An 11,903-nucleotide genomic window follows, 5' to 3' on the forward strand; every position below is an offset into this window, starting at 1 on the left:
CGTTCGGCTCGAAGCGCGGCAAGGCCAGCCTGCGTGCGGGCAGGCTGGCCCGAGGCTCAGAAGCTGTACTTGGCCGTGAGCATCAGGTTGCGCGGCGTGCCCCAGGTATCGCCGCCGTAGTCCACCGACATGGCCACTGCCGAGTAGTACTTGCGGTCGAACACGTTGTTGGCATTGAGCTGCAGGTCGAGGTTCTGGTTGACCCGGTAGCCGGCCATCAGGTCGGTCACCGCATAAGCGCCCTGGATCAACCGGTACTCGCTGCCATCGGCCACGGTGAAGTCATTGTAGATACGGCTCTGCCACGAAATGTTGCCACCCACGCGCAGCTTCTCCAGCGGACCCTGGAAGTGGTACACCGTGTTGAGCTTGAACATGTGCTCAGGGGTATCGGTATCGAAGCGCTGGTTGACCTTGCCGGGGTTGGCCGCATCCTTGATGGTGTGTGCCCGCGCGTAGGTGTAGCCGGCGCCGACCTGCCAGTTCGGCGTCAGCGCGCCTTGCAGTTCCATGTCGATGCCCTGGCTGCGTACCTCGCCGGAGGCCTCGTAGCAGGAGGTTTGCGGGCAGTTGGGAACGATCACCTGGGTGGCGCGGTTTTCCTGGTCGACGCGGAATAGGGCCACGCTGGCATTGAGCGCGCCGTCGAAGTATTCACCCTTGATGCCGACCTCGTAGTTTTTACCTACGATCGGCTTGACGGGCGTGGCGCTGGTATCCTTCTCGCTTTGCGGAGTGAAGATATCGCTGTAGCTGACGTAGACCGAGTGGTGCTGGTCCAGCTCGTAGATCAGCCCGGCGTAGCGGGTGACATTGCGCGTCACCTTGTAGTCGCCGTCGCCATCACGGTTGTCGTAGTCGTACCAGTCCAGCCGCCCGCCGAGAATCAGCTTGAGCGGGTCGGCCAGGCTCAGGCGGGTGGTCAGGTACACGCCATCCTGGGTGGTGACTTCACGCTTGTTGCCGGTGTGCACGAAGTCCGGCTTGCCACCGTTGAGCGGCCAGTTGGTGTCGTAGGGGCTGTAGTTGCGCGTGTCCATGTCGTAGATACGCTTGCTGGCGCCGATCACCAGCTCGTGGCTGCGCCCGAGCAGCTCGAACGGGCCGCTGACGAAGGCATCCAGACCCGCCTGATTTTCCTGGTGCTTGGACTGGTAGACCGTCCGCGACAGCGGAGCGCCCAGGCCAGCCCAGCGCGACTGGTAGGAACCGGTGAAGGTGGCTTGCTGTTGGGCATAGTTGGCATTGACCTGCAGTTGCCAGTCGTTGGCCAGGCGATGGCGCAGCTCGGCGAACAGGGTGTCGATCTCCTGGTCCTTGTTCTCCCAGTCGGTGCCCGGGTTGTAGGAGCGCGAGAAGCCCATGTGGTGGCCATCGAGGGCGGTGGGCATGGCACCCCAGAAGTAATTGGTCTTGTCCTTTTGATGCGAGAACCCGACCATCAGGCTGGTATCGTCGGACAGGTCGGCTTCGGTCACGGCATAGAACAGGCCGTGGTCGTCTTCGACACCGTCGATGAAGCTGTTGGCATCGCGATAGGACGCCACCACCCGGCCGCGCACGCTGCCGCTGTCATTGAGCGGGCTGGAGGCGTCGATCTCGCCCCGGTAGTCGTCCCAGCTACCCGCCGCGCCGGTCAAGGTGACCTTCTGCTCCGCCAGCGGACGTTTGCGCACCAGGTTGATGGCGGCTGATGGGTTGCCGGCACCGGTCACCAGGCCCGTGGCGCCGCGCACCACCTCGACCCGGTCGAACATCGCCAGGTTCGGCTGCGCGCCGACCACCCAGCCGGTGTAGCCGCTGGGGATGCCGTCATACATCAGGTTATCGATGTTGAAACCACGGGCCGAATAGGCCTGACGGCCCGGGCCGTTGGAGTAGTCGAGGAACAGCCCTGGGGTGGCCTTGACCACATCGTTGATGGTGGTCATGGCCTGATCGTCCATGCGTTGACGGGTGATCACCGTCACTGCCTGGGGCGTTTCGCGCATGCTCAGCGGCAGCTTGGTCGCTGTCGACATGGCCCCGGTGGTGTACGAGCCTGAGCCCTCGGTCGTGCTGCCCAGTACGTCCGAGCTGATTTCAGTCGCACCCAGCTCCAGCGTGGTGGGCGCTTCGTCGGCAAAGCTGGGGGAGGCAACGGCCATGCATACGGCTATGGCGAGCAGGTTGCGAGCGGAAGAGGGGCGCGTGTGCGCGAGGGGCAACGGCATGACGAGGCGGCTCCTGATAACTGCTAATGTTACTGTTTATGAGAACGATTAGCAGTAAGTTTGTCAGGATGTGTCGCACCTTGGATAGGCCGGCGACCAATCCATTACAAAATTTTCACAACCTAGGCTTTACCGGGAATAGTCTTACCGCGTTGCTGGGCAACTTCCTGCGCTTGGCCATCACGCTGTTTACCCTGGCGGGCCAGCCCCTCAAGCTGCGGAATCAGCATGCCCTCAGGCAGGTGGCGCCAGAAGCGGCCAGGCATGTGCTGGCGCAATACATCCGGATTCAGGCGAGCGGGATTGAAGATATGCCGGTAGTAGGTAAGCCACAAATCAGCGCCAGGATCGTCGGCGTTCTCGGCCCATTGGCGCCATTCTTCAGGGCAGTGGCGGCGGTAGTCAAACACCTTGCCATCGTAGCGGATGCCATCGTGGGGCGTTGCGATCAGCCAGCGCTGGCGTCCCAGTCGGTCGGCGAAGTGCGCGCTGGCGCTCTGCAGAATGTCATGGGCGGGTTCGTGAAACGCGACCAGGTCCAACTGCAGGCGCTCCGCCAGGTTAGGCGGCAGCGGTACGAAGCGCACAAACGCATGCAAGTGGTGCGCCTCGCGCCTGACCTGCTTGATCCGCCGCTGCAATTCGCTGCCAATGCGATCGCCGGCCAACATCGCCGTGCGGTCACCGTGGGCGACGCGCCAAAGAATCTCGTAGAGCAGGTTCCAGCGTTGCTCACCGCGATAGCGAGCGGCCTGTTCCAATTGCTCCAGCAGCGCCGCGGGCACTTTGGCGCGGAAGGGACCGGGGCCCTCGGGCAGCGTCGCGGGCACGGCCAGCAAGTCCTGCATGGGGCCTTGCGCCCACGTCACCTGGGCCGGATCGATGCCATGGCCCAACAGCGCTCGGGCCTGGATGCGCCACGTACCGAACTGGTCATCGCAATCGAGTGCAATCACCCCCACAGACCCATTTGCACGGGCGCCTGCGGCTCCCGCAGGCGCGAGCGCAGCAAGCCACTGCGCAGTTCCGCTTCGGCCGGGCGGTAGTCGCTGGTGACGATGAATGGCCGAGCTTTTTCCAGCACGCAGCGCAGGCGGATCAAATCGTCGTAGCGCACCCGCCGTTCGCGACGCAACTCAACCAGCCGTTGCACGCTGCGCAGGCCGATTCCCGGAATGCGCGCCAGCAGCGCAGGCTCAGCGCGATTGACATCCAGCGGAAACACCTCACGGTTGGCCAGCGCCCAGGCCAGCTTGGGGTCGATGTCCAGCGCCAAGTTACCAGTCTGCCCAAGCAGCTCGCCGGCCTTGTAGCCGTATCCGCGCAACAAGAAGTCCGCCTGGTACAGGCGGTGTTCACGCAGCAGCGGCGGTGCCGCCAGAGGCACGCTGCCAGGGCTGTCGGGAATTGGGCTGAAGGCCGAGTAATACACGCGCTTGAGCCCATAGCCCTGGTACAGCGACTCGGCATTGCGCAGCAGCGTACTGTCGTCCGTCGCATCGGCACCGACGATCACTTGGGTACTTTGCCCGGCGGGGGCAAACTTGGGCGCCCTCGGCTCGCCGGCGACTGCTTGCTGGCCTTGATGAATGACCCCCATGGCCTGGCGGATAGTATGCGCGTGCTTCTCTGGCGCCAGGCGCTTGAGGCTGGCATCGGTGGGCAGCTCGATGTTCACGCTCAAACGATCGGCCAGGCGTCCGGCTTCTTCGATCAGCAACGGGTCGGCATCGGGGATGGTCTTGAGGTGGATGTAGCCGCGAAAATTGTGTTCCTCGCGCAGCAGGCGCGCCACGCGGATCAGCTGCTCCATGGTGTAGTCAGCCGAGCGAATGATGCCTGAGCTCAAGAACAAGCCGCTGATGCAGTTGCGCCGGTAGAAATCCAGGGTCAGACGCACCACTTCTTCCGGGCTGAAACGCGCGCGCGGCACGTTACTGGAGCGGCGATTCACACAATACTGGCAATCGTAGAGACAGAAGTTGGTCAGGAGGATCTTGAGCAGCGATACGCAGCGGCCATCGGGGGTATAACTGTGACAGATGCCCATGCCATCGGTCGCGCCCATGCCGCCGCTGCCGCGCGAGCTACGCTTGGGCGCACCGCTGCTGGCGCAGGAGGCATCATACTTGGCGGCGTCGGCGAGAATGCCGAGTTTGGCAATGAGCTGCATGGCGTCGTCTCTGGATACTGACTATTCATACAGTATTGACCGCCGGGTCTGATTGCAAGTCCCAGGAGCCAGACGGTCACGGCTTGCAGAGGCCGCTGCAACGACGCTCGATGCATGCTCTGCAACGCATCAATCGATGCGTACCACCATAAACTCATGCTCGACGCCGTCGCCCACCGTCAGGTAGGCAGCCTGTGTCACGTCGGCGGGTGCTCCGGCTATACGCTTGACCTTGTGGCCCTGGTGGTCGCGAATCAGGCAGCGCAGTGAATCCCTGTTCCACTCCAAGGGCTGCAGCTTGAAGAAGTTAATGCGCGTCTGCTCGGCGTAGAAACCAAGGTATTGGTTGCGGCTGACATCCAAGGTGGCCGAACGTTTATCCAGTAGCGAAATCGTGTAGTTAAGCCGTTCGGGCGTTTGCGAGTGATAGTGAAACAGCATGGCCGCCGGCGAGCTGCCGGCTGAGGTTTGCAGCCAGTCGTCAGCAGCGACGTCGAAGAGTCCAGACGTCGTCACTGAAACGGGGATACGCTCTGCGTTATCCAGTAAATACAATTTCCCAATGAAGGAAGAGCGTTTTATCCACGGACTGGGTTGTCGATCTGCTGGCATGGGAAACTCCTTGCAATATTGAATAGTGCTGGCGGTGAACATCGAATTGGCAAAGCCGCCGCGCCTCAACAGCGCTCGATTATGAACTCGCAGACCTCATGGGCACCTTGCTGCAGCACGTGAGCCGGTCCATTGTCATGGGCCAGCTTGGCCAGGCCAATTGGTCGCTTGTCACAGAACAGCGAACCTCGCACGGTGTCGGTGGTCGCTGACAGCACTTCAAGCTCGAAGCTTCGCGGGTGTTGATCGCTAATGATGATGTTTCCCTTGGCGTCCAGTGCGAAGTGCTCATTGGCCGTGGGCTTCAGCAATCGATAACGCAGCCGCTCGCGCTGGCTTTTATCAATCCTGAAAAGGCAAGTGAATGCCGGTTTGGAACTTACCGCCAGATAGAATTTGCTGACCGTAGGGGGCGGTGAATACTCGTCTAGTCCATAAAATACTTCGCGCTTGGTCTCCAGGATGCTCACCGGCATCTGCTGCTCGCGGATGTCGACGTAAAGCTTGCCGAAGAACGTTTCTTCGACCCAGTGCGGGTAAAGTACTTCAGCTTCCATGAATCATGCCTCTTGACGGGTTGAGGTAGGACTCAATCGTAGGGGCAAGCGTAGATCCATGAAGCCAGAAGGGTTTCCGGCAGGGCGCCGGGTGCGTAGGGTCATGTACCTGGAAAGCAGAAGGGGCGCCATCTTGGCGCCCCTTCGTGATCACAGCTTAGGCTTCAGCGTCCCATGGACGATCGCCCTTTTCATCCTTAACGCGGGTGGGCAAGCCCATCACGTCAAGGGCCTTGAGGAACGGCTCAGCCGGCAATTCCTCGACGTTGACCATGCGCTTGGCGTCCCACTCGCCGCGGGCAACCAGCAGCGCTGCAGCCACCGGTGGAACCCCCGCCGTGTAGGAAATGCCCTGGCTGTCGGTCTCGGCATAGGCTTCTTCGTGATCGGCCACGTTGTAGATGAACACTTCGCGCGGCTGACCATCCTTGGTGCCCTTGACCAGGTCACCGATGCAGGTCTTGCCGGTGTAGCCTGGGGCCAGCGAAGCAGGATCAGGCAGTACCGCCTTGACCACTTTCAGCGGCACCACTTCCAGGCCTTCTGCGGTCTTCACCGGCTGTTCGGACAGCAGCCCGAGGTTCTTCAGCACGGTGAACACATTGATGTAGTGCTCGCCGAAGCTCATCCAGAAACGCACGTTCGGCACGTTGAGGTTCTTCGAGATCGAGTGAACTTCGTCATGCCCGGTCAGGTACAGGTTCTGCGAGCCCACCACCGGCAGATCGTCGGTGCGCTTGACTTCGAACATGCTGTTGCTGGTCCACTGGCTGTTCTGCCAGCTCCAGACTTGCCCAGTAAACTCGCGGAAGTTGATTTCCGGGTCGAAGTTGGTGGCAAAGTACTTGCCGTGCGAACCAGCATTGACGTCGAGAATGTCGATCGAATCAATGCTGTCGAAATACTGCTGCTGCGCGAGTTTCGCGTAGCTGTTCACCACACCCGGGTCGAAGCCGACGCCGAGAATGGCGGTAATGTTCTTTTCTTGGCACTCTTCGAGGTGTTTCCACTCGTAGTTGCCGTACCACGGCGGGGTCTCGCAGATCTTGCCCGGCTCTTCGTGGATGGCGGTGTCCAGGTAAGCGACACCGGTATCGATGCAGGCACGCAGCACCGACATGTTGAGAAACGCAGAACCGACGTTGATCACGATCTGCGATTCGGTTTCGCGGATCAATGTCTTGGTCGCTTCGACATCGAGGGCATTGAGCGAGAAGGCCTGGATGTCGGCGGGCACCTTGAGGCTACCCTTGGCCTTGACGCTGTCGATGATGGCCTGGCATTTGGAGATGTTCCGTGACGCGATAGCGATACGACCCAGTTCGTCGTTATGCTGCGCGCACTTGTGGGCCACCACCTTGGCGACACCTCCTGCACCAATGATAAGAACGTTCTTCTTCAATTTACCTGTTGCTCCTTACTTGGGAGGCCTGTCTCAGGACAGGCTGGAAAGGTAGTCGTCGAAACCGAACTCACGGACCACCTCGACGCTGCCGTCGAGTTGTTTGACCGCGATCGACGGCATCTTCAGACCGTTGAACCAGTTTTTCTTGACCATCGTGTAACCGGCCGTGTCGATGAACGACAGGCGGTCGCCAATGGCCAGCGGGCGCTCGAATTGATATTCGCCGAAGATGTCACCGGCCAGGCACGATTTGCCGCAGACCATGTAGGTGTGCTCACCGTCGTTGGGCGCCATCTTGGCGTTGAGGCGGTAGATCAGCAGGTCGAGCAGGTGCGCCTCGATGGAGCTGTCGACCACCGCCAGGTGTTTGCCGTTGTACAGGGTGTCGAGCACGGTCACTTCCAGCGAAGCGCTGTTGGTGATGGCGGCTTCGCCCGGTTCCAGGTAGACCTGCACGCCATAGCGCTCGGAGAACGCCTTGAGGCGGGCGCAGAAAGCATCCAGGGCGTAGCCTTCGCCGGTGAAGTGGATACCCCCACCCAGGCTTACCCACTCGACCTGGTGCAGCAGGTGGCCAAAGCGCTCTTCGATGTGCGTGAGCATCTTGTCGAACAGGCTGAAATCACCGTTCTCGCAATTGTTATGGAACATGAAGCCGGAAATCTGCGAAATCACCTGCTCGATTTGCGCCGGGTCCCATTCGCCGAGGCGGCTGAACGGGCGCGCCGGGTCGGCCAGCAGGTAGTCGGAACTGCTCACCTGCGGGTTGACGCGCAAGCCGCGCACCTTGCCTTCGGACTGTTCGGCAAAACGCTGCAGTTGGCCGATCGAGTTGAAGATGATCTTGTCGCAGTTCTCGAGCATCTCATCGATTTCGTCATCGGCCCAGGCCACGCTGTAGGCGTGGGTTTCGCCGGCGAATTTCTGCCGGCCGAGCTTGAGTTCGAACAGCGACGAGGACGTCGTGCCATCCATGTACTGCTGCATCAGGTCGAACACCGACCAGGTAGCGAAGCACTTGAGCGCGAGCAGCGCCTTGGCACCGGAGTGTTCGCGCACGTAGGCGATCTTCTCCATGTTGCTCAGCAGCTTGGTTTTGTCGATGAGGTAGTACGGCGTCTTGATCATTTAAAGGCCCCCGGCCAGGCCGGCCAAAAAAAAGACCCGCATTGTGCCTTCACTGGCCGCAGATCGAAAGGGCGGGATGCGCATTTCGTCTGCACGCGCGCACGTCGAGTGAATTAATCGGATGAGTACGGGTTCAGTAGATCAAGACAGTATGAACATCGTAATCATCTGCCCACCGATAACTGGAGAATTCGATGAGCCACACGTTCAAGCGCGGTGACCACGTACGGTGGAATTCCGAGGCCGGCATGATTGACGGCAAAGTGGTCAAGGTTCACACCGAGGATGTGGAATTTCTCGGGCGGCAGCGGCATTGCTCGAAGGACGAGCCGCAGTACGAGGTCAAGAGCGACAAGACCGGTCACCTGGCCATGCACAAGGAAGAGGCCTTGCACAAAGCCTGAGGCGCATGGCGAACGATCTGCGTTGGTGCTCTCTTGCCCGTGTCCGTCACGGGCTTTTTTATTCAGGCTGACAACGAGTGAACACTGATGAGAATTGGCGTTATTGCCGACACCCATGGACTGATGCGCCCTGAGGCGCTCGAGGCACTGCGCGGCTGCGCGTTGATCGTGCATGCCGGGGATATCGGCAAGCCCCAGGTACTCGATGCACTCGGCGCGCTTGCGCCAGTGCAGGTGATCCGCGGCAACAACGATGTGAAGCTGCCGTGGGCCGCAGGCATTGCCGATGAGCTGCGCTTGGACCTTGGCGGTCATCCGACGTTGCTGGTGCACGATATCGCCGATGTGCCCGCAGTGCTGGACGACGCGCTGAAAGTGGTGATTACCGGGCATTCGCACAAGCCGCTGATCCAGTGGCGTGACTCGCGCTTGTTCCTCAACCCTGGCAGTGCCGGGCCACGGCGCTTCAAGTTGCCGGTGACGGTGGCGATCATCGAAGTGACTGGGCAGGGGCTGGCACCGCGCATCGTGCCCCTGCTGGCGTGAGCCCGTGGCGGTATGCCCCTATTGGGCAGTGGCCAACCAGGTATCGATCTGTTCGAGCGTCGCCGTGGCGCCGCCGCACACCACTACCAGCACATTACGGTAATCGGCCAGCGCCTGAGCATCGGCGGCCAGTGCCAGCGCAGCCCCGCAGGCCGGCTCGACCAACACCCGGTGATCGTCGAGAAAACGCTTGCACGCCAGCAGCGCGGCCTTGTCGCTGACCCGGTGGCTGTACACGGGATGGCTTTCGACACAGCGCATGGCCTGCTCGGCGACGCGCTTGGCGCCCAGCGAGGTAGCAACCGAGGCGAGGCGCTCAATTTCCACGGTGTGCCCGGCCTGCATGGCGGCGTGCAGGGAAGCCGCGCCCTCGGTCTCCACCGCCAGCACCGGCACATCGCTCCAGCCATTGCGCTTGAGACCTTCGACCACACCGCTGAGCAGCCCACCGCCACCCACCGACAGCACCACCGCATCGGGTTTGCAGGCGCTGGCAGCGACTTCGTCGATCAGGCTGGCGTGGCCAGCCCACAGCAGCGGGTCATCGAAGGGATGAATGAACGCATCCTCGGCGCCGACCAAGGTCAACGCCAACTGGTTGGCCTCTTGCCAGGAACTGCCGTGCACCACCACCTCGGCGCCTTCCAGGCGCAACAGCTGCTTGGCCCGCGCCGTGGTGGTTTCAGGCACCACCACGGTGACCGGCACGCCCAACTGACGCCCCGCGTAAGCTACCGCAAGCCCCGCATTGCCCCCCGATGACGACACGAAATGCCGGGCACCGCGGCCGTGGTGCACTTCGCAGGCATGGCCTACGCCCCGTAGCTTGAACGAGCCACACGGCTGCAGGGCATCGAGCTTGAGCCACACGGCGCGGCCTGCAGCGAGCGAGAGGGGGCGGGATTCGAAAAGCGGGGTCTGGATGTGCAGGGTCATGACAGCCTTCTAATGCGACGCATCTATAAATGTAGAAGGCAGTCATACCCGTTTCGCCCCGCGCCGGCAAGTCGGCGCGCAGGGCGACGCGCGTCAGCTCAGGGGTGGGGTACGGGGCGGGACCTGGCGGCGCGAGCCGGTGGCTTCGAAGGCGGCGCCGAAGCTGAGCAGGGCGTTGTCGCTGTAGGCTTTGCCGGCGAAGGTCAGGCCCACCGGCATGCCGATGTCGGCCATCACGCCCATGGGTACGGTAACGGTCGGCACCCCCAGGTGACGGATGGCCAGGTTGCCATTGGCGACCCATACCCCGTTGCTCCAGGCGATGTCCGCCGAGGCCGGATTGACGTCGGCGTCAGCCGGCCCCACGTCGGCCACGGTTGGGAACAGCACGGCATCCAGGCCAAGGGCATCCATCCAGTCTTCCAGGTCGATCTTGCGGGTGTGTTCAAGGCCGCGCAGACCATCGGGCAGCGTGTCGATCTGCTCCCAGCTCTTCAGGCCGCGCTTGGCCATGTTGACGTATTCGTCCATGCCCGCTGCCAGGTCGTCTTCACGGTTGGGCAGGGTGCCTGGATCATGCGGGAAGATCTGCGGGCCATCGACATCGGCCAGGCGGTTGAGGCGCGGGTCGTCGTTGGCCCGCAGGAAATCGTCGAAGGCCCAGCCTGACAGCTCCCACAGCTCATCATGGAGGAATTGCTTGCTGACGATCCCGCGGTTGTAGACGGTCGGCGCGCCCGGGCGGTCGCCCTCGCAATTGGACACCAGCGGAAAGTCCACTTCCAGTACCTGGGCGCCGGCAGCTTCCAGCGCCTGGCGGGCTTGCTGCCACAGCGCGATGACGCTGTCGCGGGTGTGGATGCGCTGGCCAGTGGGGCCGCCGATCCCAGGTTTTTCCGAGGTGCCGGCATCGCCGTCGGCGTTGATGTACATGCGTGGCACGCCAAAGCGCTTGCCCTTCAAGGCGCTGGCGTCGACCGCCAGGTCCAGGTACGAGGCCGGGCGCACCGCCGAGGCGGCCGGAATCGGCACCCAAGGCTGCAGGCGCCACAGATCGCCACGTGGGTCGGCATCGTCGGCGACCACCACGTCGAGAATTTCCAGCAGATCGGCCATGGTTCTGGCGAACGGCACCACCACGTCCATGGTGGGCGTCAGCGGCCAGTTCCCGCGTACCGAGATCACCCCGCGCGAAGGGGTGTAGGCGCACAGGCCATTGTTCGAAGCAGGCCCGCGGCCGCTGGACCAGGTTTCCTCGGCCAAGCCAAAGGCGCTGAAGCTGGCCGCAGTGGCGGTACCGGCGCCGTTCGACGAGCCGGAGGCGAACGGCGCGGTCAGGTAGCGGGCGTTGTACGGGCTCTCGGCGCGCCCGTACACCCCACGTTGCATGCCGCCGTTGGCCATGGGTGGCATGTTGGTCTTGCCCAGGCACACGGCGCCCGCGGCACGCAGGCGTTCGATGGTAAAGGCGTCGCGCTGGGCCACCAGGTCCTTGAAAGCTGGGCTGCCAGAGGCGGCGGTCAGGCCCTTGACCAGGTAGCTGTCCTTGGCGGTGTAGGGGATGCCATCGAGCGGGCTCAAGGTCTGGCCCTTGGCGCGGCGGGCGTCGGACGCTTCGGCTTCCTTGAGGGCCTCGGGGTTGCGTACCACCACGGCGTTCAGCGCAGTGGGCGTGTCCGCGCCATCATAGGCGTCGATGCGGGCCAGGTAGGCCTTGACCAACTCGACTGCGGTAGTGCGGCCGTTTTCGAGCGCGTCGCGCAGCTCGGCGATGGAAACCTCGGTTACCTCGATCATGCGTTCACCAAAAATTTGTGCAGGTGGGGGCTAGTGCGCAGAAGTGTACAAGAAGGGATGGGCACAGGGAGGTTTGCGCCGCAGAAATGGCTGGTTGCAACCAGGCAGTGATGCGCCTTCAGGCAGGCGTCA

At 62.3% G+C, this 11,903-nt stretch carries 11 protein-coding genes; 2 read left to right on the top strand and 9 right to left on the bottom strand.

Annotated features, from left to right (window positions below; genetic code table 11):
* Positions 1-56 precede the first annotated feature (56 nt).
* The 7 genes from ACLEJW_RS10095 to ACLEJW_RS10125 all read right to left on the bottom strand — a co-directional run bounded on the left by ACLEJW_RS10095 (position 57) and on the right by ACLEJW_RS10125 (position 8,088).
* The gene (locus tag ACLEJW_RS10095) at positions 57-2,213 is read right to left on the bottom strand and encodes a TonB-dependent siderophore receptor (RefSeq protein ID WP_440777485.1); all 2,157 of its coding nucleotides are present in this window, start codon (positions 2,211-2,213) and stop codon (positions 57-59) included.
* Between the two features lie 122 nt (positions 2,214-2,335).
* Positions 2,336-3,175 (bottom strand): TIGR03915 family putative DNA repair protein, encoded by an 840-nt coding sequence (locus ACLEJW_RS10100; RefSeq protein ID WP_313295189.1) that lies wholly within the window; start codon positions 3,173-3,175, stop codon positions 2,336-2,338.
* Complete coding sequence (locus tag ACLEJW_RS10105) at positions 3,166-4,386, bottom strand: putative DNA modification/repair radical SAM protein (protein ID WP_145183069.1); 1,221 nt, start codon at positions 4,384-4,386, stop codon at positions 3,166-3,168. The genes ACLEJW_RS10100 and ACLEJW_RS10105 overlap by 10 nt, the downstream gene beginning before the upstream one ends.
* Positions 4,387-4,515: 129 nt before the next feature.
* On the bottom strand, positions 4,516-4,998 hold the full coding sequence (locus tag ACLEJW_RS10110; protein WP_440777486.1) for a hypothetical protein: 483 nt from the start codon (positions 4,996-4,998) through the stop codon (positions 4,516-4,518).
* A 65-nt stretch (positions 4,999-5,063) separates the two neighbouring features.
* Positions 5,064-5,555 carry a hypothetical protein gene (locus ACLEJW_RS10115; RefSeq protein WP_145183075.1) on the bottom strand — a complete coding sequence of 164 codons (492 nt, stop codon included), beginning with the start codon at positions 5,553-5,555 and terminating at the stop codon, positions 5,064-5,066.
* Positions 5,556-5,712: 157 nt separating this feature from the next.
* On the bottom strand, positions 5,713-6,957 hold the full coding sequence (locus ACLEJW_RS10120) for a saccharopine dehydrogenase family protein (protein ID WP_145183077.1): 1,245 nt from the start codon (positions 6,955-6,957) through the stop codon (positions 5,713-5,715).
* Positions 6,958-6,990: 33 nt separating this feature from the next.
* Complete coding sequence (locus ACLEJW_RS10125; protein WP_145183080.1) at positions 6,991-8,088, bottom strand: carboxynorspermidine decarboxylase; 1,098 nt, start codon at positions 8,086-8,088, stop codon at positions 6,991-6,993.
* 194 nt (positions 8,089-8,282) lie between these two features.
* Here ACLEJW_RS10125 and ACLEJW_RS10130 point away from each other — a divergent pair, with 194 nt between their 5' ends.
* A complete protein-coding gene (locus ACLEJW_RS10130; protein ID WP_145183083.1) occupies positions 8,283-8,492 on the top strand; it encodes a DUF2945 domain-containing protein in 210 nt (69 codons plus the stop codon).
* Positions 8,493-8,579: 87 nt separating this feature from the next.
* Positions 8,580-9,038, top strand: a complete 459-nt coding sequence (locus ACLEJW_RS10135; RefSeq protein WP_313295184.1) for a metallophosphoesterase family protein — start codon at positions 8,580-8,582, stop codon at positions 9,036-9,038.
* A gap of 18 nt (positions 9,039-9,056) precedes the next feature.
* Here ACLEJW_RS10135 and ACLEJW_RS10140 read toward each other — a convergent pair whose 3' ends face one another.
* The gene (locus ACLEJW_RS10140; RefSeq protein ID WP_313456690.1) at positions 9,057-9,974 is read right to left on the bottom strand and encodes a pyridoxal-phosphate dependent enzyme; all 918 of its coding nucleotides are present in this window, start codon (positions 9,972-9,974) and stop codon (positions 9,057-9,059) included.
* 93 nt (positions 9,975-10,067) lie between these two features.
* A complete protein-coding gene (locus ACLEJW_RS10145) occupies positions 10,068-11,771 on the bottom strand; it encodes an amidase (protein ID WP_313456692.1) in 1,704 nt (567 codons plus the stop codon).
* Positions 11,772-11,903: the final 132 nt, after the last annotated feature.

It is taken from the genome of Pseudomonas sp. SMSB3 (assembly GCF_052041965.1).
GTDB lineage: Bacteria > Pseudomonadota > Gammaproteobacteria > Pseudomonadales > Pseudomonadaceae > Aquipseudomonas.

Bases quoted from the DNA above. Each gene is read 5' to 3' on its own strand.
- ACLEJW_RS10095 (WP_440777485.1), bottom strand. From the start codon at position 2,213: ATGCCGTTGCCCCTCGCGCACACGCGCCCCTCTTCCGCTCGCAACCTG.
- ACLEJW_RS10105 (WP_145183069.1), bottom strand. From the start codon at position 4,386: ATGCAGCTCATTGCCAAACTCGGCATTCTCGCCGACGCCGCCAAGTAT.
- ACLEJW_RS10110 (WP_440777486.1), bottom strand. From the start codon at position 4,998: ATGCCAGCAGATCGACAACCCAGTCCGTGGATAAAACGCTCTTCCTTC.
- ACLEJW_RS10115 (WP_145183075.1), bottom strand. From the start codon at position 5,555: ATGGAAGCTGAAGTACTTTACCCGCACTGGGTCGAAGAAACGTTCTTC.
- ACLEJW_RS10125 (WP_145183080.1), bottom strand. From the start codon at position 8,088: ATGATCAAGACGCCGTACTACCTCATCGACAAAACCAAGCTGCTGAGC.
- ACLEJW_RS10130 (WP_145183083.1), top strand. From the start codon at position 8,283: ATGAGCCACACGTTCAAGCGCGGTGACCACGTACGGTGGAATTCCGAG.
- ACLEJW_RS10135 (WP_313295184.1), top strand. From the start codon at position 8,580: ATGAGAATTGGCGTTATTGCCGACACCCATGGACTGATGCGCCCTGAG.
- ACLEJW_RS10140 (WP_313456690.1), bottom strand. From the start codon at position 9,974: ATGACCCTGCACATCCAGACCCCGCTTTTCGAATCCCGCCCCCTCTCG.
- ACLEJW_RS10145 (WP_313456692.1), bottom strand. From the start codon at position 11,771: ATGATCGAGGTAACCGAGGTTTCCATCGCCGAGCTGCGCGACGCGCTC.